Origin of the sequence: Azospirillum canadense, from assembly GCF_025961225.1 — a bacterium.
GTDB classification, from domain to species: Bacteria; Pseudomonadota; Alphaproteobacteria; order Azospirillales; family Azospirillaceae; genus Azospirillum; species Azospirillum canadense.
On the sequence record NZ_JAOQNG010000001.1, the window covers coordinates 1,173,409 to 1,194,384 of the forward strand.

At 69.7% G+C, this 20,976-nt stretch carries 18 protein-coding genes, 1 tRNA gene and 1 pseudogene; 14 read left to right on the forward strand and 6 right to left on the reverse strand.

Translation table 11 applies throughout. The features are described from left to right. The first annotated feature begins 242 nt into the window (after positions 1 to 242). From M2351_RS05555 to ftsH, 14 genes and pseudogenes are all read left to right on the forward strand, one after another. On the forward strand, positions 243 to 995 hold the full coding sequence (locus tag M2351_RS05555) for a YebC/PmpR family DNA-binding transcriptional regulator (RefSeq protein WP_264655133.1): 753 nt from the start codon (positions 243 to 245) through the stop codon (positions 993 to 995). Between the two features lie 31 nt (positions 996 to 1,026). Further along, positions 1,027 to 1,536: pseudogene (gene ruvC, locus M2351_RS05560) on the forward strand (crossover junction endodeoxyribonuclease RuvC); the annotation flags it as partial. A gap of 9 nt (positions 1,537 to 1,545) precedes the next feature. After that, entirely contained in the window at positions 1,546 to 2,112 is a 567-nt protein-coding gene (locus tag M2351_RS05565; RefSeq protein ID WP_264656841.1) for an endonuclease domain-containing protein, read from the forward strand. Continuing rightward, positions 2,109 to 2,741 carry a Holliday junction branch migration protein RuvA gene (gene ruvA, locus M2351_RS05570; RefSeq protein ID WP_264655134.1) on the forward strand — a complete coding sequence of 211 codons (633 nt, stop codon included), beginning with the start codon at positions 2,109 to 2,111 and terminating at the stop codon, positions 2,739 to 2,741. Before M2351_RS05565 ends, ruvA begins: the two co-directional genes overlap by 4 nt. Then, a complete protein-coding gene (gene ruvB / locus M2351_RS05575) occupies positions 2,738 to 3,844 on the forward strand; it encodes a Holliday junction branch migration DNA helicase RuvB (RefSeq protein ID WP_264655135.1) in 1,107 nt (368 codons plus the stop codon). Before ruvA ends, ruvB begins: the two co-directional genes overlap by 4 nt. Beyond that, entirely contained in the window at positions 3,834 to 4,310 is a 477-nt protein-coding gene (ybgC, locus tag M2351_RS05580) for a tol-pal system-associated acyl-CoA thioesterase (protein WP_264655136.1), read from the forward strand. Before ruvB ends, ybgC begins: the two co-directional genes overlap by 11 nt. A 5-nt stretch (positions 4,311 to 4,315) precedes the next feature. Continuing rightward, positions 4,316 to 5,038 (forward strand): protein TolQ, encoded by a 723-nt coding sequence (gene tolQ / locus M2351_RS05585; RefSeq protein ID WP_264655137.1) that lies wholly within the window; start codon positions 4,316 to 4,318, stop codon positions 5,036 to 5,038. A gap of 1 nt (position 5,039) precedes the next feature. Further along, on the forward strand, positions 5,040 to 5,519 hold the full coding sequence (gene tolR / locus M2351_RS05590; RefSeq protein ID WP_264655138.1) for a protein TolR: 480 nt from the start codon (positions 5,040 to 5,042) through the stop codon (positions 5,517 to 5,519). 16 nt (positions 5,520 to 5,535) lie between these two features. Next, positions 5,536 to 6,648, forward strand: coding sequence for a TonB C-terminal domain-containing protein (locus tag M2351_RS05595; RefSeq protein WP_264655139.1), 1,113 nt, complete (start codon positions 5,536 to 5,538; stop codon positions 6,646 to 6,648). A gap of 2 nt (positions 6,649 to 6,650) precedes the next feature. After that, positions 6,651 to 8,003, forward strand: a complete 1,353-nt coding sequence (gene tolB / locus M2351_RS05600) for a Tol-Pal system beta propeller repeat protein TolB (RefSeq protein ID WP_264655140.1) — start codon at positions 6,651 to 6,653, stop codon at positions 8,001 to 8,003. 148 nt (positions 8,004 to 8,151) lie between these two features. Beyond that, entirely contained in the window at positions 8,152 to 8,628 is a 477-nt protein-coding gene (gene pal, locus M2351_RS05605) for a peptidoglycan-associated lipoprotein Pal (RefSeq protein ID WP_264655141.1), read from the forward strand. Between the two features lie 233 nt (positions 8,629 to 8,861). Next, the gene (ybgF, locus tag M2351_RS05610; protein ID WP_264655142.1) at positions 8,862 to 9,785 is read left to right on the forward strand and encodes a tol-pal system protein YbgF; all 924 of its coding nucleotides are present in this window, start codon (positions 8,862 to 8,864) and stop codon (positions 9,783 to 9,785) included. Positions 9,786 to 9,806: 21 nt separating this feature from the next. Beyond that, positions 9,807 to 11,168, forward strand: a complete 1,362-nt coding sequence (gene tilS, locus M2351_RS05615; RefSeq protein WP_264655143.1) for a tRNA lysidine(34) synthetase TilS — start codon at positions 9,807 to 9,809, stop codon at positions 11,166 to 11,168. An 82-nt stretch (positions 11,169 to 11,250) separates the two neighbouring features. After that, positions 11,251 to 13,188 (forward strand): ATP-dependent zinc metalloprotease FtsH, encoded by a 1,938-nt coding sequence (ftsH, locus tag M2351_RS05620; protein ID WP_307421008.1) that lies wholly within the window; start codon positions 11,251 to 11,253, stop codon positions 13,186 to 13,188. Between the two features lie 70 nt (positions 13,189 to 13,258). Here the strand turns inward: ftsH and M2351_RS05625 are convergent, their stop codons facing one another. The 6 genes from M2351_RS05625 to M2351_RS05650 form a co-directional block, all read right to left on the reverse strand. Then, positions 13,259 to 15,415: a response regulator gene (locus M2351_RS05625; protein ID WP_264655144.1), complete on the reverse strand. Its 2,157-nt coding sequence runs from the start codon at positions 15,413 to 15,415 to the stop codon at positions 13,259 to 13,261. 172 nt (positions 15,416 to 15,587) lie between these two features. Then, positions 15,588 to 15,662: transfer RNA gene (locus M2351_RS05630), tRNA-Thr, on the reverse strand. Between the two features lie 128 nt (positions 15,663 to 15,790). Next, positions 15,791 to 17,767 carry a polysaccharide biosynthesis protein gene (locus M2351_RS05635; RefSeq protein ID WP_264655145.1) on the reverse strand — a complete coding sequence of 659 codons (1,977 nt, stop codon included), beginning with the start codon at positions 17,765 to 17,767 and terminating at the stop codon, positions 15,791 to 15,793. 62 nt (positions 17,768 to 17,829) lie between these two features. Then, positions 17,830 to 18,783 carry a UDP-glucose 4-epimerase family protein gene (locus M2351_RS05640; RefSeq protein ID WP_264655146.1) on the reverse strand — a complete coding sequence of 318 codons (954 nt, stop codon included), beginning with the start codon at positions 18,781 to 18,783 and terminating at the stop codon, positions 17,830 to 17,832. Further along, positions 18,783 to 19,799 carry an MraY family glycosyltransferase gene (locus M2351_RS05645; protein ID WP_264655147.1) on the reverse strand — a complete coding sequence of 339 codons (1,017 nt, stop codon included), beginning with the start codon at positions 19,797 to 19,799 and terminating at the stop codon, positions 18,783 to 18,785. The genes M2351_RS05640 and M2351_RS05645 overlap by 1 nt, the downstream gene beginning before the upstream one ends. Further along, on the reverse strand, positions 19,796 to 20,974 hold the full coding sequence (locus tag M2351_RS05650; RefSeq protein ID WP_264655148.1) for a glycosyltransferase family 4 protein: 1,179 nt from the start codon (positions 20,972 to 20,974) through the stop codon (positions 19,796 to 19,798). The genes M2351_RS05645 and M2351_RS05650 overlap by 4 nt, the downstream gene beginning before the upstream one ends. Between the last annotated feature and the right edge of the window lie 2 nt (positions 20,975 to 20,976).

The following is a 20,976-nucleotide window of genomic DNA, read 5'->3' on the forward strand; positions in this document are numbered from 1 at the left end:
GGGCGCCGCGGGGCGGCTTCGTCCCCAGGCCCCGTGTCTGCGGCGCAACGGTGGGGCGAGTGCCTTGGGAACGCCGGAGAGGTGCCCCAATCTCGCCATATTGACTTTCTAAATGGGTAAGTGTCGTCTCCGCCGCTCAACGCGTGCGGTGGCGCACAAGAACTGGTACATGTGTCCCACCGCTTTCCAAGCTGTTTCACTAGACCTTGTATCTTTGATTCCATCTGGGGCTCGTTCGACGCATGGCCGGTCATAGCCAATTCAAGAACATCATGCACCGCAAGGGCGCGCAGGACGCCAAGCGGTCGAAGATCTTCAACAAGCTCGCCCGCGAGATCACCGTGGCGGCCAAGGGCGGGCTGCCCGACCCGGCGGCCAACCCGCGCCTGCGCGCGGCCATCCTCGCGGCCCGCACCCAGAACATGCCGCGCGACCGCATCGACCGCGCGATCAAGCAGGGCACGCCGGGCGGCGGCGACGATACCAACTACGACGAAGTTCGCTACGAGGGCTACGGCCCCGGCGGCGTCGCGCTGATTGTCGAGGCGCTGACCGACAACCGCAACCGCACCGCCTCGGAAGTGCGCTCCGCCTTCACGAAGTACGGCGGCTCGCTGGGTGAGACGAACTCGGTCAGCTTCATGTTCAGCCGCGTCGGCGCGATCTACTACCCGGCGTCGGCCGCGGCGGCGGATGCCGTGTTCGAGGAGGCGCTGGAGGCCGGTGCGGAGGACGTGGCGTCCGACGAGAACGGCCACGAGGTCACCACCACGGTGGAGAACTTCGCCGCCGTGCGCGACGCGCTGGAGGCCAAGTTCGGCGGCGCGGAGAGCGCGCGCCTGACCTGGAAGCCGCTGAACACCGTCGCCCCGTCGGAAGACGCCGCCGCCAGCCTGCTGAAGCTGCTGGACGTGCTGGAGGACAACGACGACGTCCAGACCGTCGAAGGCAACTTCGACATCTCCGACGAGCTGATGCAGAAGCTGACGGCCTGATCGCCGGCTCGAAGAAGCGGAGGACTGTGGAGTGCTCGGCCAGGCCGGACGGACCGGGGCGGTTCAACAGCCGCCCGTACGCCTCTTGGGGCTGGACCCCGGCCTGCGGCACACCGGCTGGGGCGTCATCGACGTGGCCGGCAACCGCCTGACGCATGTCGCCGACGGTGCGGTCCATTCCGAGGACGGCCGCCCGCTGGCCGAGCGCCTGTGCCAACTCCACGACGCCCTGACCCAGGTGCTGGAGCGCTACCGCCCCGATGAGGCGGCGGTGGAGGAGACCTTCGTGAACAACAACGCGGTTTCCACGCTGAAGCTGGGGCAGGCGAGGGCCGTGGCGCTGCTGGTGCCGGCCCAGGCCGGGCTGTCGGTCGCCGAATACGCCAACAACATGGTGAAGAAGGCCGTGGTCGGGCAGGGCCGCGCCGACAAGACGCAGGTCCAGGCCATGGTGCGCCTGCTCCTTCCCGGCTGCGCCATCACCACGCCAGACGCCGCGGACGCGCTGGCCGTGGCGATCTGCCACGCGCATCATCGCGCCAGCTGGCAGATGTGGAAAAAGGGCTCCGGGGTTCAGTCCCTCTCCCCTCTGGGGAGAGGGTGGCCCGAAGGGCCGGGTGAGGGGGTCCGGCACAGCACGGCGTCCGGCATTCGCGGGACCCCCTCACCCCAACCCTCTCCCCAGAGGGGAGAGGGAGTGATTCCGCCGGTCGCAAAGGACAAGCCGACACCGCTTCAGACCAACCGGGCTGTCCAACTTCGCCGTGACTCCACCGAGGTGGAGAAGATCATCTGGCAGAAGCTGCGCAACGCGCAGATGGGCGCAAAATTCCGCCGTCAGGAGCCCATCGTTGGCTTCATCGTGGATTTCGTCGCCCATGACCATCGCTTGGTGATCGAACTGGACGGTGGGCAGCACGCCGACCAAGCGCAGTATGACGAGCGCCGCACGCGCATGCTCGAACAGGCTGGATTCCGTGTGCTGCGTTTTTGGAACAACGACGTGAACGACAATCTGGAGGGCGTCTTGGAGACCATCCGCACGGCGCTTTCCACAACCGCCGTCCGGCGCCGCGACCCTCTTCAGCCACAGAGGGATAAGGAGAATTCCCCATGATCGCCAAGCTCACCGGCGTTGTGGATTCGGTCGGGACCGACTGGGTGGTCGTGGACGTCAACGGGGTCGGCTATCAGGCGGCCTGCTCCAACCGCACGCTGTCGCGCATGGCGGTGGGGGAGCGGGTGGCGCTGGTGGTGGAGACCTTCATCCGCGAGGACCGCATCACCCTGTACGGCTTCGGCGACGCTGCGGAGCGCGACTGGTTCCGCATGCTGACCACCATCCAGGGCGTCGGCTCGCGCCTTGCCCTGTCGATCCTCGGCGTGCTGGACCCGGACCAGCTGACCCGCTCCATCGCCGCGCAGGACAAGACGGCGCTGACCCGCGCCGATGGTGTGGGGCCGAAGGTCGCCGCGCGCATCATCAACGAGCTGAAGGACAAGGTCGGCAACCTCGCCCTCGGCGCCACGGCCACGGTCACCCCCGCGGGCGGCAAGGCGGCGCCGACGGGCGGAGCGGTCACCCAGGACAACGCGATCATGGCGGACGCCGTCTCGGCCCTCGTCAACCTCGGCTACGGCCGGTCGGAAGCCTTCGGCGCCGTCGTGGCGGCCGGGCGGAAGCTGGGCGACGCGGCCAACGTGTCGGAGCTGATCCGCCATGGCCTTAAGGAACTGAGCCAATGACGGCTGATCAAGACGGGCAGAGCCCGGAGCGGCTGGTGCAGCCGGGGCCGGGCGCCGGCGATTCCACCGAATCCTCGATCCGCCCGCTGTCGCTCGCCGAGTTCATCGGGCAGCGGCAGGCGCGCGAGAACCTGTCGATCTTCATCCAGGCCGCGCGCTCGCGCGGGGAGGCGTTGGACCATGTCCTGCTGTTCGGCCCGCCGGGGCTCGGCAAGACCACGCTGGCCCAGATCGTCTCGCGCGAGCTTGGGGTCGGCTTCCGCGCCACCTCCGGCCCGGTCATCGCGCGGGCGGGCGACCTCGCCGCGCTGCTGACGAACCTCCAGCCGCACGACGTCCTGTTCATCGACGAGATTCACCGCCTCAATCCCGCCGTGGAAGAGGTGCTTTATCCGGCGATGGAGGATTTCCAGCTCGACCTCATCATCGGCGAGGGGCCGTCGGCGCGGTCCATCCGCATCGACCTGCCGCCCTTCACGCTGGTCGGCGCCACGACGCGCTCCGGCCTGATCACGCGCCCCCTGCGCGAGCGCTTCGGCATTCCCGTGCGCCTGCAATTCTACGAGCCGGACGAGTTGGAGCTGATCGTCCGCCGCGCCGCGGGCGTGCTCGGCATGGCCATAACGCCGGAGGGTGCGCGGGAGATCGCCAACCGCTCCCGCGGGACGCCGCGCGTGTCCGGCCGGCTGCTGCGCCGCGTGCGCGATTTCGCCGCCGTGGCCGGCGTGCCGGAGGTGGACGCGCGCATCGCCGACGCCGCCCTGACGCGGCTGGAGGTCGACCGTCTCGGCCTCGACAGCATGGACCGGCGCTACCTCGGCATCATCGCCGGCAACTACAACGGCGGCCCGGTGGGCGTGGAAACACTGGGCGCCGCGCTCGGCGAGCAGCGCGACGTGCTGGAGGAGGTGGTGGAGCCCTACTTGATCCAGCAGGGTTTCCTGCAGCGCACGCCGCGCGGCCGCATGCTGACCGACCAGGGCTTCCGCTACCTGGGGCTCAACCCGCCGTCCGCGCCGACGCGGCAGTTCGACCTGCTCGACCGCCTGTCTGGTTCCGGGGGCGGCTCTGGGGCCGATCCGGAGGACGGCGATGATGCCTGACTCTCAAAACGCGGAGTCCGCAAATCTGTCGGGCTGGTTTGACGAGAACGCGCAGCACCGCCTTCCCCTGCGGGTCTACTACGAAGACACGGACGCCGGCGGGCTGGTGTATCACGCCAACTACCTCCGCTTCTTCGAGCGGGCGCGGACCGAGATGCTGCGCCTGACGGGTTTTACCAACGCCGGTCTGACCGACAGCGACGGTGTGTCATTTGCGGTACGACGGGTGGAGATCGATTTTGTCGCTCCCGCCAAGCTCGAGGATACGCTTGAAGTGGTGACGCGAATCACCGATACCGGCGGGGCTTCCTTCGCAGTTGCACAAATCGCCCGCCGCGACGGCCGCGACCTCGCGCGGTCGCAGGTGCAATTGGCGACGATCAACCGGGCCGGACGACCCGCGCGCCTTCCGGCGCCGGTCCGCGAGGCGCTCATTAATTTGTGCACAAGGCAGAAGCGAGACTGACAGCGATGGATCTTAACTCCGCCCAGGTGGTCGGGGCCGCGGCGAAGGCCCATGACATCACGATGTGGGGCCTGTTCTGGCAGGCCGACCTGATCGTCAAGTGCGTGATGCTCATGCTGTTGGTCGCCTCGGTGTGGTGCTGGGCCATCATCATCGAGAAGCTGATGCGCATCCGCCGGCTGAACGCCCAGGCGGACGCCTTCGAGGAGAGCTTCTGGTCCGGCGGCTCGCTGGACGCGCTGTACGACCGCATCGGCCAGGCGCCGTCCGACCCGATGTCGGCGACCTTCGCCGCGGGCATGCGCGAATGGCGCCACGCCGCCGACCGCGGTATCGGCAGCATGAAGGGCTCGCTCCAGCAGCGGGTCGAGCGCGTGATGTCGGTGACCATCGGCCGCGAGATGATGCGCGCCGAACGCTACATGACCTTCCTCGCCTCGGTCGGCTCCACGGCCCCCTTCATCGGCCTGTTCGGCACGGTGTGGGGCATCATGAACTCCTTCACCTCGATCGCCTCGTCGGGCAACACCAGCCTCGCCGTCGTGGCGCCGGGCATCGCGGAGGCGCTGTTTGCCACCGCCATGGGCCTGCTGGCCGCCATCCCCGCCGTCATCTCCTACAACAAGTTCAGCACCGACCTCGGCCGCTACGCCGACCGGCTGGAGACCTTCTCGGGCGAGTTCTCGGCGATCCTGTCGCGGCACCTCGAGGAGCGGGGGGCCGCCTGAGATGGGAGCCCAGCTCGCAGGCAAGGGCGGCCACGGGCGCGGCAAGCGCCGCGGCTACCGCGCGATGGCCGAAATCAACATGACGCCCTTCATCGACGTCATGCTGGTGCTGCTGATCGTCTTCATGGTCGCGGCGCCGCTGCTGACCGTCGGCGTTCCGGTGGACCTGCCGAAGACCAACGCCGCTCCGCTGGAGGCGCAGAAGGATCCGCTGTTCGTCACCGTGCAGTCGGATGGCCGCGTCTACGTCCAGGAAACGGCGGTCGAGATGGGCAACATGGTCGCCCTGCTGATCGCCGTCACCAACAACAACCCCGAAGCCCGCATCCTGGTGCGCGGCGACGCCAAGATCGCCTACGGCAAGATGCTGGAGGTGATGGGCACCATGAGCGCCGCCGGCTTCAAGAAGGTCGGCTTGGTTGCCGAGATGCCCACCGGCCCGACCGCGGCGGGTCCGCGCGTCGGCGGGGCGAAGCGCTGAGTCCAAGGCGAAACCCATGCGCAACCACCTGATCGCCTCGGCAACGCTGCACGTCGCGCTGATCGCGCTGATCGTGCTCGGCATGCCGCCCAGCGATCGCAAGCTGGACATCCCCGAGTCCATCCCGATCGAGATCGTGGACATGGGCGAGGTGACCCAGGCCGCGCGCGTCGACAAGGGCGAGCCCAAGCCGCAGGCGCCGAAGCCGCCGGTGCCGGAGGCAAAGCCGACTCCGCCGGCCCCGCCGCCGCCGGAAGCCGCGTCGGAGCCTCCGCCCCCGCCGCCGAAGCCGGAACCCAAGGTCCCGGAGCCGCCGAAGGTCGCCCAGGTGCCGCCGCCCCCGCGCGAGCCGACGCCGCCCAAGCCGACTCCGCCCCCGCCGCCGCCCGATCCGGAACCGACTCCGACCCCGAAGCCGCCCGAGCCCAAGCCGGAACCAAAGCCGGAGCCGCCCAAGCCGCAGCCCCCGAAGCCGGAACCGCCCAAGCCCGAGCCGCCCAAGCCGGAACCTCCGAAGCCCGAGCCCCCCAAGCCCGAGCCGAAGAAGCCGGAACCGCCAAAGCCTGAGCCGGCCAAGCCGGAGCCGAAGGCCGAGCCCAAAAAGCCGGAGAAGGCGCCGGAAAAGGAGACGGCGAAGGCTGACCCGCTGCAGGACCTGCTGAAGAACGTTCAGAAGAACGCTCCGAAGTCGGCGCCTTCCGACAGCAAGGCGGACGCCAAGCCGACCCAGCACGCCGCCGCCCCGTCGGCGCCGGCCGGGGCCGCCAAGGCGGTGAACGGACCCGACAAGCCGTTCAAGCCGTCCGGGCGCGCCATCGACGGCATCCGTGGCGCGGTGAGCAAGAACTGGAACTTCGATCCGGGCCGCAAGGACGCCGGAAACATGCAGGTGGAGATCATCGTTGAGCTTGGCCGCGACGGTTCCGTGCTGAACGCCACGATCAACGAGAAGTACCGGTCCCGCTACATGTCGGACGCGGCCTTCCGGGCGTCGGCCGACGCGGCGCTGCGCGCGGTGAAGCGGGCCAGCCCGCTGCCGATCAGTGAGTTCTCCGGCGACTTCACGCCCGCCAAGTATGAAGAGTGGCGTTACTTCGTGTTCAATTTCGACCCGAGGGATATGTTCTGACCATGACGATGAAGACGAGGCTTCTGCTGAAGGTTGCCGGCTGCACCGGCGCCCTGCTGCTCGCCCTCGGCGTCGCGGGGCCTGCCCCGGCGCTCGCCGAGGTGCGCATCGACATCACCAAGGGCGTGGTCGAGCCGTTGCCGATCGCCATCACCAGCTTCGCCGGTTCCGGCGGACGCGAGGCGCAGATGGGGTCGGACATCTCCAAGGTGGTCTCGGCCGACCTTGAGCGGTCCGGCCTGTTCCGGCCGCTCGACCCCAAGGGCTTCCTCCAGACGCCCGACCAGCTCCGTTCCGGCGAGCCGCGCTACCAGGATTGGCGCGCCGTCGGCGCCCAGGCGCTGGTCGCCGGCAACACCACCGCCATGGGCGACGGCCGCATGAAGGTGGACTTCCGCCTGTGGGACGTGGCCGGCGGCCAGTACATGCAGGGCCTGAGCTACACCGCCACGTCGGACAGCTGGCGCCGCATCGCCCACATCGTCGCGGACGCCATCTACAAGCGTCTGACCGGCGAGGAGGGCTACTTCGACACGCGCATCGTCTATGTGGCCGAATCGGGCCCGGCGAACGCGCGCAAGAAGCAGTTGGCCATCATGGACCAGGACGGTGAGAACCATCAGTTCCTGACCGACGGCCAGACCCTGGTGCTGACCCCGCGCTTCTCGCCGACGGCGCAGGAAATCACGTACATGTCGTACTTCAACAAGAAGCCGCGCGTGTACCTGTTCAACATCGACACCGGCCGCCAGGAAGTCCTGGGCGACTTCCCCGGCATGACCTTCGCCCCGCGCTTCTCGCCGGACGGCAACAAGGTCATCATGAGCATGGCGCAGAATGGCAACACCGACATCTATGCCCTGGACCTGCGCACCCGCCGCCAGACCCAGCTGACCGATTCGCCGGGCATCGACACCGGCCCCAGCTTCTCGCCGGACGGCCAGCGCATCGTCTTCGAGTCGGACCGCGGCGGCAGCCAGCAGCTCTACATCATGGGCGCGGACGGCTCGGGCGTGAAGCGCCTGACCTTCGGCGAGGGCCGCTACGGCACGCCGGTGTGGTCGCCCCGTGGTGACCTGATCGCGTTCACGCGCCAGCGTGGGGGCAGCTTTGCGCTGGGCGTGATCCGTCCCGACGGCACGGGCGAGCGCATCCTGACCGAATCCTTCCACGTGGAAGGCCCGACCTGGGCGCCGAACGGCCGCGTTCTCAGCTTCTTCCGCGATGTGCCCTCGGGCGACGGCCGCGGGCGCAGCGCGAAGCTGTACACGATCGATGTCACCGGCGCGAACGAGCGGCGTGTGATCACTCCTCTGGATGGTTCCGATCCCGCATGGTCGCCCTTGATTCCCTAGTGGCTTAGCCCTATTTTGCGCGCGCAAGATCGACGCTTAAGACGAAGGTCGGCAGTTTGACGTTTGTCGGGGTCTGGCAAACGTCGGCGTCGCTCGCACTCCATCAGTCCGGCCAAAACATCGAGTGTCGCTTAGGGGGTCAATAGACATGCGTATCAAGTATCTCAGCCTCATCGCCGCCGTCGCGCTGGTCGCCGCTTGCGAATCCGCTCCGAAGGACGCGGGCAACGCTTCGGGCACCGGCACCAACCAGACCAGCTCGATCCGTCCGGGCTCGCAGGAAGACCTGGTCGTCAACGTCGGCGATCGCGTCTTCTTCGGCTTCGACCGTTACGACCTCGCTCCGGAGGCTCGCGCCACCCTGGACCGTCAGGCTTCGTGGCTGAAGCAGTACCCGAACGTCACCGTGACCATCGAGGGTCATGCTGACGAGCGCGGCACCCGCGAGTACAACCTCGCCCTGGGTGAGCGTCGCGCCAACTCGGTGAAGAACTACCTGGCCGCCGGCGGCATCAACCCGTCGCGCGTCAAGGTCATCTCCTACGGCAAGGAGAAGCCGGCCGTCCTCGGTTCGAACGAGGCCGCCTGGGCCCAGAACCGCCGTGGCGTGACCGTCGTCGACTAACGACGGCGCCCGTCCGGGTTCCAGAAAACGCCGCTCCGGAGCGATCCGGGGCGGCGTTTTTCGTTTTGCCTTCATTGGAATTGCACCGCACACGCGGGTGATGCCCAAAATCACCACCGTGCATGGCGTGTCGAGTTCTGCTACACAGCCGCCTTAGTTTCGCCCGCTTGCCCCGGCACCATTTTTCCCGCCACCAGCCTCACGACGGCATCGCCCGGACAGGACCTTCCCGCATGACCAAGACCTCTTCCTTCGCCGCGCTGCTGCTTGGCGGCCTGCTGTGCAGCGGCTCCGTGTACGCCCAGACGGCGTCGATGCAGGAACGCCTCGAACGGCTGGAGTCGGGCGTGGCGGCGCTCGGTGGGGAGGGTGGTCAAGTTCAGGTGGCGCAGGCCTACCCGCGCGCCAACAACTGGAACCAGACGGCCCAGGCGGCGGAGATGTCGCCGTCGCTGGCCGCCGACTTCGAGGTCCGCCTCCAGAAGCTGGAGCGCGCCATGTCGGAGCTGACCGGCCGGTATGAGGAGGCGACCTATCAGGTGTCGCAGTTGAAGGATCGGCTGGAGCGCATCAACAGCGACATCGATTTCCGTCTGAAGGACCTGGAGACCAAGGCTTCCGGTGGAGCCAGCGATCCGTTCGGCGGTTCGAAGCCCAGCGCCGCCGCCCCGGCTGGCAAGGCGCCGGAGAAGGTCGTCGACAAGGCCCCGGAGAAGCCGGCCGACAAGCCGACGCAGACCGCCTCGGTCGCCCCGCTGCCGGCCAACGCCAGTCCGGACAAGCAGTACGAGCACGCTTTCGAGCTGCTGCGCCAGTCCGACTACGACAAGGCGGAGAAGGCCTTCACTGACTTCCTGGCGAAGAACAAGGGCCACCAGCTGGCCGGCAACGCCCAGTATTGGCTTGGCGAGACCTACTACGTCCGCAACAAGTTCCAGGAGGCCGCCGTGGCCTTCGCCGAGGGCGTGCAGAAGTATCCGAAGAACTCCAAGGCGGCGGACAACCTGCTGAAGCTCGGCATGTCGCTGGAACAGCTGAACCAGAAGAAGGACGCCTGCACGGCCTTCAACCAGCTGATCAACAAGTTCCCGGAGGCCTCGGCCAGCGTGAAGCGCCGCGCCGACACGGAACGCCGCCGCATCAACTGCCCCAGCTGATCCTTATTAAGACCTAATTTCTTGCCCGCCGCGACCGACCCTTCCCCCGTATCCCCGGACGAATTCGCCGCCCGCATGGCGCGGCTCGGCGGTTTCGAGTCGGCCCCGCGGCTGGCGGTCGGCGTGTCCGGTGGGGCGGACAGCCTCGGTCTGGTGCTGCTGGCCCATGAGTGGGCGCGCGGGCAGGGCGGTTCCGTCCTCGGCCTGACCGTGGACCACGGCCTTCGACCTGAATCCTCCGACGAAGCGGAACGGGTCGGCCAATGGCTCGCCGACCGCGGCATCGCCCACGCCGTTCTGCACTGGGACGGCGACAAGCCCAAGACCGGCATCCAAGCCGCTGCGCGCGCCGCGCGGCACCGCTTGCTCGCCGAGCGCTGCCGCGATGAAGGCATCCTGCATCTGGCGCTCGCCCATCACCGCGACGACCAAGCGGAGACGGTGCTGCTGCGCCTTGCCCGCGGCTCCGGGATCGACGGGCTGGCCGGCATGGCGCCGGTCCGCGCCGCGGGTCCCGTCCGCGTGATCCGGCCCTTGCTCGATCTGCCGCACGACCGCTTGGCGGCCACCTGCCGCGCCCATGGGCAGGACTGGATCGAGGATCCGTCCAACCGCAACCCGGCTTTCGCCCGCGCCCGGCTGCGCGCCGCCGAAGACGCCCTGTCGGCCGAGGGGCTGGACGCGGACCGGCTCGCCGACTCCGCCCGCCGCGCTGCCCGCGCCCGCGCCGCGTTGGAGGCGGGTGCCGCGTCCCTTCTGGCTGGCGCGGCGGCGGTCTATCCGGAAGGCTGGATTCGGCTGGACCCCGCGCCCTTGCGGGATGCGCCGGAGGAACTCGGCCTGCGCGCGCTCGTCCGTTGTCTCCTGGTCGTCGGCGGCGCGCCCTATCCGCCCAAGGCGGAAGCGGTCGAGCGCCTGTTCGCCGAAGTGATGCGCGGGCTGGAGGCTGGCCGGACGCTGGCTGGCCGGACACTGGGCGGCTGCCGAATCCTTCCTCGCCGTGGCGGTCTGGTGATTGCCCGCGAGCCCGCCGCGGCTACGGAGCGGGCGACCATCCGGCCCAGCGAAACGCTGTGGTGGGACCGGCGCTTCACCGTCCGGCTGGGACCGGAGAGCGGCGGTGCCTTCACCGTTGCGCGCCTCGGCGACGACGGGTGGAAAAGCGCCCTGGCGCTGGACCCCGAGTCGGACGCTTTCGGGCTCCCCCAACCGGCGCGCGCGTCGATGCCCGCGCTGTGGGACGAACACGGACTTGCCGCGGTGCCCGGTCTTGGAATTTTCCGTAAGGAATCAACCGTTTCGGCGGAGGTGTTCTTCACCCCGGCGATGCCGTTGGCGGGGCCAGCTTTTCCGGTTGTTTCGGCGGGGGGCGGCATTATTTAATCTGGGAACGTGCCCGTAAGACCGGGGAATGCGTCCGCCACGGCGCAGGCTCCGGCGCTGGGTTCGCAGAAAGGCTTTCGACGTGAACAATTTCGGCAAGAATCTCGCGCTCTGGATCATCATAGGGCTGCTGCTGGTGGCCCTGTTCAACCTGTTCCAGAGCTCCTCCACGCGCAGCCCGCAGACGACGGTTCCGTTCAGCGAGCTTCTCGCCGAAGTGGACCGCGGCCAGGTGGCCGACGTCACCATCAAAGGAAACCAGGTCTCCGGCCACTTCACCGACGGCCGGTCCTTCAGCACCTACGTCCCGCCCGAAGCCGGGCTGGTGGAGCGGCTGACGCAGAAGAACGTGCGCATCAGCGCCGTCCCCGACGACAGCAACGTGCCGTCGCTGTTCTCGGTCCTGCTGTCCTGGTTCCCGATGCTGCTGCTGATCGGCGTTTGGATCTTCTTCATGCGTCAGATGCAGTCGGGCGGCGGCAAGGCGATGGGCTTCGGCAAGTCGCGGGCGCGCCTGCTGACGGAGAAGGTCGGCCGGGTCACCTTCGACGACGTCGCCGGCATCGACGAGGCCAAGCAGGAACTGGCGGAAATCGTTGAGTTCCTGAAGGACCCGCAGAAGTTCCAGCGGCTGGGCGGCAAAATCCCGAAGGGCGTGCTGCTCGTCGGCCCCCCGGGCACGGGTAAGACCCTGACCGCGCGCGCCGTGGCGGGCGAGGCCAACGTGCCCTTCTTCACCATCTCCGGCTCCGACTTCGTGGAAATGTTCGTCGGCGTGGGCGCGTCGCGCGTCCGCGACATGTTCGAACAGGGCAAGAAGAACGCCCCCTGCATCATCTTCATCGACGAGATCGACGCGGTCGGCCGCCATCGCGGCGCTGGCCTGGGCGGTGGCAACGACGAGCGCGAGCAGACCCTGAACCAGTTGCTGGTCGAGATGGACGGCTTCGAGGCGAACGAGGGCGTCATCCTCATCGCCGCGACCAACCGTCCGGACGTGCTCGATCCCGCGCTGCTGCGTCCGGGCCGCTTCGACCGTCAGGTCGTTGTGCCGAACCCCGACGTGCTGGGCCGCGAGAAGATCCTGAAGGTCCACATGCGCAAGGTTCCGCTGGCGCCGGACGTGGACGCCAAGGTCATCGCGCGCGGCACCCCGGGCTTCTCGGGCGCCGACCTCGCCAATCTGGTGAACGAGGCCGCCCTGCTGGCCGCGCGGATCGGCAAGCGAGTCGTCGGCATGGCCGAGTTCGAGGCCGCCAAGGACAAGGTCATGATGGGCGCGGAACGCCGCTCCATGGTCATGACCGAGGAAGAGAAGAAGCTGACCGCCTACCACGAGGCCGGCCACGCCATCGTCGCCATCCACCAGCCGGACAGCGACCCGGTGCACAAGGCCACAATTATCCCTCGCGGCCGCGCGCTGGGCATGGTGATGCGTCTGCCGGAAGGCGACCGCATCTCCCTGTCCCAGGCCAAGCTGCACGCCGACCTGCGCGTCGCCATGGGCGGCCGCATCGCGGAAGAGCTGATCTTCGGAAAGGAGCGCGTCACCACCGGCGCCTCGGGCGACATCAAGATGGCGACGGACATGTCCCGCCGCATGGTCACCGAGTGGGGCATGAGCGAGAAGCTGGGCCCGCTGCTCTACGGCGAGCCGACGCAGGAGGTCTTCCTCGGCCACTCCGTCACCCAGCACAAGAACATGTCCGACGCCACCGCCCGCACGGTGGACGAGGAAATCCGCCGCATCGTCGACGAGGCCTACGCCGAGGCGCGGCGCATCCTGACGGAGAACATCGACCAGTTGCACACCCTGGCCAAGGGCCTGCTGGAGTACGAGACGCTGAGCGGCGAGGACATCTCCCGCCTGCTGCGCGGCGAGCCGCTGATCCGCGGCGACGAGCGCGAGAGCAGCTTCGCCCCGCCGAAGCAGCCGACCTCCACCGGCCGCCGCGCGTCGGTGCCGACCACCGGCACCAAGGAAAGCGGCGGCATGGATCCGGAGCCGCAGGGCACCTGAACCACCGGATGATCCAGCGAACGCACGAACAGCCGGCGCCCCTCGGGGCGCCGGTTTTCGTTTGCCGGAACTATTCCACGGACGCGTGCCGCGCCCGCTCCAGCGCGTCCGACAGTTCCACCGGGCCATAGGGCTTGAGGAGCAGCGCGCCGATGTCGTCAGCCGGCAAGGCATCGTCGTCGCAGCCGGTGGCGAGCACGACCAGCAGGCCGGGATGGCGCCGACGCGCATCCCGGGCGAGCGACAGCCCATCCCGTCCGGGCAGGCGCAGGTCCGTCAGCAGCACGTCCACCGTGTTCAGCCGGTCCAGCATGGTCAGCGCCTCCTCGGCGCTTCCCGCTTCGCCGACGACCTCCGCGCCGATCTCGTCCAGCATCTGCACGGTGGACATGCGGACCAGAGGGTCATCTTCCACCACCAGCACGCGGAGCGCGGTACGTCCCAACGCCGGAGCGGGGGCGAGCGCGGCCCGCACGGCGCGGGCCAGCGCGTCGCTCCGATACGGCTTGGGCAGGAGCGGGTAGGGAAGCGTCTCCGGCGGGTCCCCGTCTGGAGAGCGGGCCGGATAGCCTGAGGTCAGCAGCACGCGCAGCCCCGGCACGACATCGCACGCGGCGTGGGCGAGGTCGACGCCGCCGAGACCTCTCGGCATCACCACGTCGGTGAAGAGCAGGTCCACCCGCGGCGGCGCCGTCAGCATCGCGAGCGCCGCCACGCCGTCGGCGGCGACCAGCACCTGATAGCCCAGCCCTTGCAGCGTCTCCACGGCCATGCCGCGGACGTCCGCGTCGTCCTCGACCACCAGGATCGTTTCGCCGCGTCCCCGCAGGCCGGCGGCGGCGTCCGCCGGACCGGTCATGGCGGAGGCGACGGCCTCATCGGTGCCGAGGCCGGTGCAGGGCAGCCACAGCTCCACGGTCGTGCCTTGCCCGACGGCGCTGTCCACCCGCACCTGCCCGCCGGACTGGTGGACAAATCCGTAGACCTGACTCAGCCCCAGGCCCGATCCCCTGCCGACTTCCTTGGTGGTGAAGAAGGGGTCGAACACGCGGGGCAGAACGTCCGGCGGAATCCCGGTTCCGGTGTCGCGTACGCTCACCACCGCGTAGCGGCCTGGCGGCAAGTCGGCCGGCGTACTCTGGGTCGCGTCCGGATCGGGCGGGGAATGGCCCGATGTTGCGCCCCATGTGGCGATGGTGATGCTGCCGCCGGCCGGCGTGGCGTCGCGGGCGTTTACGACAAGGTTCAGCAGGGCGGCTTCGAACTGCGCCGCATCGATGCGGCAATGGGCATGGCCGCCTGGGTCATGGCCGCCTGGGTCATGGCTGCGGTCATGACAGGAGGCCAGCGCGACGCGCACCTCGACGGCTTCGCCGACGGCGCGCCGGATGAGAGCCTCCCCCTCGTGGATCAACCGGTCGATGTCGACCACCTCCGGCCGCAGGGGCTGCCGGCGCGCGAAGGCCAGCAGCTGCCGGGTCAGGCGCTCGCCGCGCTCCGCGGCCGCCAGGGCGGCGGCGCTGAGCCTGCGGATGCGGTCCGGCGCGTCTTCGGTGCGCGCGATCATGTCCAGGTTGCCGACGATGACGGTCAGCAAGTTGTTGAAGTCGTGGGCGACGCCGCCGGTCAGCTGCCCTACGGCCTCCAGGCGCTGCACCCGCGCCAGGGCGCCCTCGGCCCGCTCGCGCTCGCTGATTTCCGCCAGCAGGCGGCGGTTGGCGTCTTCCAGCGCCCGGGTGCGGTCGCCGACCAGACGTTCCAGCTCGACCGTCGCGCGCTTGCGCTCGTCCGCCTCCGCCTCGGTGCGGGCGCGCAAGACCTCCTCGTTTGCGCGCAGGCGGGCGAAGGCGCCGCGCAAGCGATGGGCGACCAGCACCATCAACAGGCAGGACAGGCTGAACAGGACGAGGTTCGCCGCGTCCGGCGCGCCGGGGGCGGGTCCGTCCACCACGGGTGTGGACATCACCGTGGCGGGCAGCAGGTAGGTCCAGGCGAGCAGTGCGCTGGCCGCCCAGGCGGTCAGGCCGGCGGCGCCGCCCCCGACCAGTGTGGCGAACAGCACCGCGGGAAACAGCGTCACAAAGGGAACGATGCCGGTGACGAAGGGCTCCACAGCCAAGCGCACCCCGGCGGCCAGGGCGACGAGGCCGAGCGCAACCCCGTGTGCCGCCGCCGGTGCGAGGCGAAGCGTGATCAGACGATCGAGCCAACGCGCCTGCACGTCCATGACCTGCGCTCCATGCGGCAGCGAGTCCCAGGCGGCGAATCCGGGGCGGCGAGCATGCTAGCGGGTTTGCGGCGGCGCAGCCAACGCTTCGGAAAGCGATCCACCATCGGGCGTGCGCCTTTCGGCGAATCGGGTCCGATGTCGGTGAGGCATCGATGAAGAAGGGGGAGGATGGTGCTGCCAGAGAGGATTGAACTCTCGACCTCTCCCTTACCAAGGGAGTGCTCTACCACTGAGCTACGGCAGCGCCGGGACGGTGTCAGGGGCCGCCGTCACTGTGCGGCCCGCCGTCGAAGTGGCGCGGGTTATGCCACAGCCTTCCGGCCGATGCAAGCGGCGATGAACCCGCGGCGTGAGAAAAAATCAGGCCTTCCTTCAGGCCTTCGCCCCGGCCGGATTCTGGGTGGCCGCGTTGGCGGCCGTGGGGGTGTCACCGACCGGCGGCAGCACCGCCTCGGCGCGGAAGTCGGGCACGATGTTGGACAGGATGGTCAGCACCCGCTCGGCGTCCCCACTGCGCGCGGCCGTTTCCAGCTCGCCCAGCGCCCGGTTGATCAGCGCGTAGTCGATCACGCGGGGGGACGCGAGGAAGACGCCGTCGGCCTCCGTGCGCGTCGGCGCCTCGGCCGCGGTCAGGATTTCCTCGAACAGCTTCTCGCCGGGGCGCAGGCCGGTGAACTCGATGCGGATGTCCACGCCCGGCCGATAGCCGGCCAGCCGGATCATCTGGCGGGCGAGGTCCACGATCTTGACCGGCTCGCCCATGTCCAGCACCAGCAGCTTGCCGCGGTCCTGGCCGCGCGCCACGCCGTGGGCGGAGGCCTGGAGCACCAGCTCCACCGCCTCGCGCACCGTCATGAAATAACGGCGCATGTCCGGGTGCGTGACGGTCAGCGGGCCGCCCTTGGCGAGCTGGCGGGTGAACAGCGGCACCACCGACCCGCTCGACCCCAGCACGTTGCCGAAGCGCACGGTCATGTAGCGGGTTGCCGTCTCCGTTCCATCACGCGGCGGCAGGACGTCCAGCGCTTGGCAATAGCATTCGGCGAAGCGCTTGGTGGCGCCCATGATGCTGGTGGGGCGGATCGCCTTGTCGGTGGAGATCAGCACCATCGCCTGGCAGCCGCTCGCCCGCGCCGCGTCGGCCACGTTGCGCGTGCCGATCACGTTGGTCAGCGCGCCCTCGCACGGGTTGGCCTCCACCAGCGGGACGTGCTTCAACGCGGCGGCGTGGAACACCATGGCCGGGCGCCGCGCCTGGAACAGGCGGAAAATGCGGTCGCGGTCGCGCACGTCGGCGATCACCGCGTGCAGGTCCAGGCTGGGGAAGCGCTCCCGCACCTCCATCTCGATGGCGTAGAGGTTGAATTCGCCGGCATCGACGAGGATCAGCGACTCCGGCTGAAGCGCGGCGATCTGCCGCACCAGCTCGCTGCCGATGGTGCCGCCGGCCCCGGTGACCACCACCCGGCGGCCGGTGACGAGGCTGGCAATGGCGCCGCGGTCCAGCACCGCCTGGGGGCGGCCGAGCAAATCCTCCAACGCGATCGGGCGCACCTCGATCTTGCCCTCGCCCAGCGCCGACTTGAACTCGGTTAGGCTCGGCAGGCGCGACAGGGCGAGGCCCAGGGACTCGGCTTGGTCCAGCAGTTCGCGCAGCACGGCGCCGGAAATCTCGGTCTGGCCCTTGGTGACGATCAGCCGCTGCGGACGGTCGCCGCGCCGGTCCAGATCATCCACCACGCGGGGCAGGTCGTCGGGCCCGCCCAGCACCGGCACCCCGCGCACGGCGTGGCCGACGCGCCGGCCCTTGTCGTCCAGCATGCCGACGACGCGGTAGGCCGCACCGGCGTTCTGGTCGAGCGAGCGGATGAACAGCTCCGCCGCGTCGCCGACGCCCAGCAGCAGCACGGGGATGCGCGGCACGCCCGCCACATGGTCGCGCAGGCCCAGCCGGCGGTCTTTCAGCAGCCGGTAGGCGAAGCGCGGACCGCCCAGCAGCACGATCTGCACGAACCACAGGATCACCGGGAGGGAGCGCGGCAGCGCCTCCAGCCGGGTCAGCAGGAACATGACCGCCAGGAAGCTCAGCACCACCACCGACACGGCGCGGATCAGCTGCAGCAGGTCGGGAACGGAGGCATAGCGCCAGATGCCCCGGTACAGGCCGGACAGGCGGAACACCACGGCGGCGATCAGCACCAGGATCGGCAATCCGTTGATCAGCGCGTCGCTGTAATAATCGAACGCCAGCCCGCCGACGCGCAGGTACAAGGCCACCACCAGGGCGATGGCGGTCATGACCAGATCGTGCAGGTAGATCATCAACGCCCGCGGGGACGGAATGCGCATTCTCGAAACCTTGACTGTCGTACGCTGAACGGCGGCGAGGAAACCGCCGGAATGTTAGCCGGTCAGCCGCGCAAAGCTTTGAACCATTCGGCGGTCAGGCGCAAGCCGTACGCCGGGTAATAGGGCGGCCGCCAGTTCAGCGCGCGCCGGATGGCGCCGTCGTCGACGACCAGCGTGCCGGCGATGCGGTCCAGCACCGCGTCTTTGCGCGCCAGCCGTGCACCGCGCTCCAGCCAGGACGGCGGGATGGGCAGCAGCCTTGCGGGCTTGCCCAGCGCGTCGGCGATGGCGCGGACCAGCTCCGGCGTGGACATCGGCCGGCCGTCGTGGACCAGGAAGCGCCCGCCCGCGGCCTGCGTGTTGGTCAAGCATTCCAGGATCGCGTCGGCGAGGTTGCCGACGAAGATCAGGCTGCGCCGGTTCTCCAGCGCGCCCAGCGGCAGAGGGATGCCCAGGTTGACCGCCTGGATCAACTTGCGGAAGTTGCCGCCGACGCCGGGGCCATAGACCAGCGGCGGGCGGATCACCACCACCTCCAGCCCGGTGCGGGTGGAGATCTCGGCCAGGGCGCGCTCCGCCTCCAGCTTGGAGATGCCGTAGGGGGAATGCGGGTCGGGCATGGTCTCCTCGCTCAGCGGCTCCGGCCGGCTCTCGTCGGCCAGCGCCTTGACGCTGCTGAGGTAGACGAGGCGCTTCACTCCAGCGACCGCCGCCGCCTCGGCCAGCACGCGCGTGCCCGCGGTGTTCACCTTGCGGAAGGCAGCCAGCGGGTCGGTGGCCGTGTCGCGCATGACGTGGACGCGGGCGGCCAGATGCACGACGGCGTCCATCCCCTCCAGCGCGGCGCCCCAGGCGGTCATCGGGCCGATCTCCCCAACCGCGACGACATCGTCGACGCGTGGCACGACGGTGCCGGGATTGCGCACCACGGCGCGGACGCTGTGGCCGCGGTCCAGCAGCAGCGGGATCAGCGTCCGCGCGACGAAGCCCGTGGCTCCCGTGACGAGGATCCGCATCAGGCAGCCGCCCGCACAGGGCGCGCCAGCAGGGCCAGCAGCAGCACGATCGCTGCCGCCCCCGCCGGAAGCACCGTCCAGCCGCTCGCAGCACCCAGCAGCACCGACACGACCGCCAGCGCCAGCAGCGCCACGTTCAGCGCCAGCACCAGCCGCACGACCTGGGCGTGACTGCGCCCGCGCTGCGTGGCCTTCTGGTAGAAATGCTCGCGGTGCGCCTGCCAGACCTTCTTGCCCTCCGCCAGCCGCCGCAGCAGCGTGAAGGTCGCGTCGGCCAGGAAATAGGCCGGCACCAGCAGCGCCGCGGCCCACAGGCCCGACGCCGCCACGGCCAGCAACAGCCAGCCGAGCGTAAAGCCCAGCGGCACGCTGCCGACGTCGCCCATGAAGAGCTTGGCCGGATGCCAGTTCCACACCAGGAAACCCATCGCCGCTCCCGCCGCCGCCAGCCCATACAGTCCGTAGGCAGGGTCGAGCCCGCCCACCGCCACGACCAGCGCCAATCCGGCGCCGATGGCCGCGGCCTCGCTGCCGGCCAGCCCGTCGATGCCGTCCATGAAGTTGAAGAGGTTGACGAACCACAGCCAGCCCACCGCCGCGACCAGCCGGTCGGCCCACAGCGGTAGCAGCCCCTGGAACACCAGCCCGTCGGCGGGCAGGGCGGTCAGCCCCGCGGCCACCGCGGCGATCTGCGCCAGAAAGCGCGGCGCCGGGCCCAGCCCGCGCCGGTCGTCCATCCAGGACACCGCCATCAGCGCCGCCGCACCGATCAGGATCGGCAGGACCCGCAGGCCGCCATCGGTGGTCAGCGCGACCAGCGCCCAGGCCAGCAGCAGCGTCAGCATCACGCCCCAGCCGCCGCCGCGCGGTGTCGGAATGGAATGGCTGGACCGGTCGTTGGGATGGTCCAGGATTGCGCGCCGCCGCAGATAGGCCAGGACCCGGCCGGTCAGCAGCCAGGAAGCGGCAAAGGTGCCGAGAATGGCCAGCAGATCGCTCGTAATGCCACTGCTCATGACGCCTCGGCGACCGGGTTGACCATCGGGAAGGCCGCGCCCATCAGGCGCCGGTACAGCTCCACCGTCTTCGCGCCCACGCGGTCCGACGCCATGTCGGATTCGACCAGCCGCCGGCTGGCCGCCCCGAAGCGCGCCCGCATGGCGGCGTCGCGCACCAGCACCTCCAGCGCGTCGGCCAGCGCCGCCGGGTCGTCGGGCGGCACCAGCAGCGCGTTCTCCCCGGCGTGGGCGACCTCGCGGCAGCCCGGCACGTCGGTCGCGACGATGGCGCGCCCGCAGGCGGCGGCCTCCAGCAGGCTCTTCGGCAGGCCCTCGCGGCGCGAGGCGAGCACGGCGATGTGGCAGCGCGCCCAGACCTCCCGCACGTCCGTGATGTGGCCGGGCAGTTCGACGCCGGGCAGGGCGGACCAACGGTCCAATTCGGCCTGCGTGACCGAGGTCGGGTTCTCCGGGTCGGGCGTCCCGGCCAGGATCAGGTTCACGTCCAGCCCCTTGGCCCGCAGCCGCTGCTGCGCCTCGACCAGCGGGCCGACGCCCTTGTCGGCGAGCAGCCGGGCGACGCAGCCGACGGTCACCGGCGGGACCGGTGGCTCGGGCAGCACCTGATAATGCACGGTGTCGACGCCGGAGCCGCGGATGATGCGCGCCCGCTCGTCGGGCAGCAGGCCGGCGGCGACCAGCATCTTGCGGTCGTCCTCGTTTTGCAACACGGTCACGCTGTTCGGCCGCTTCAGCACCGTGCGCAGCAACGGCCGCGCCACCGCCCCTGCCACGCGGGACTTCAGCCCGCCCGTGCCCAGGAAGGCGGAGCCGAGGCCCGTCAGCGCGTTCACCACCGCCGGCACGCTGGCCAGCCCGGCGGCGAGCCCGCCCAGCAGCACCGGCTTCATGGCGACGTGGTGCACGATGTCCGGCGCCTCCCGCCGGTACATCGCGGCGATCTCCGCCACAGCGGACAGGGTGCCGGCCGGGTTGATGCTGCGCCGGCTCCAGGACAGGGGCAGGACGCGGAAGCCTTCGGCCGCGATGCGGTCCGCGTGCTTGTCGACGCGGGTGGCGACGGCAATCTCGAAGCCGGCGTCGCGCGCCGCGCGGGCCATGGGCAGCCGATGGGACCAGAAATACCAGTCCTCGGTGACCAGGTAGATCAGCTTGGGTTTTGCGGCAGCCACGA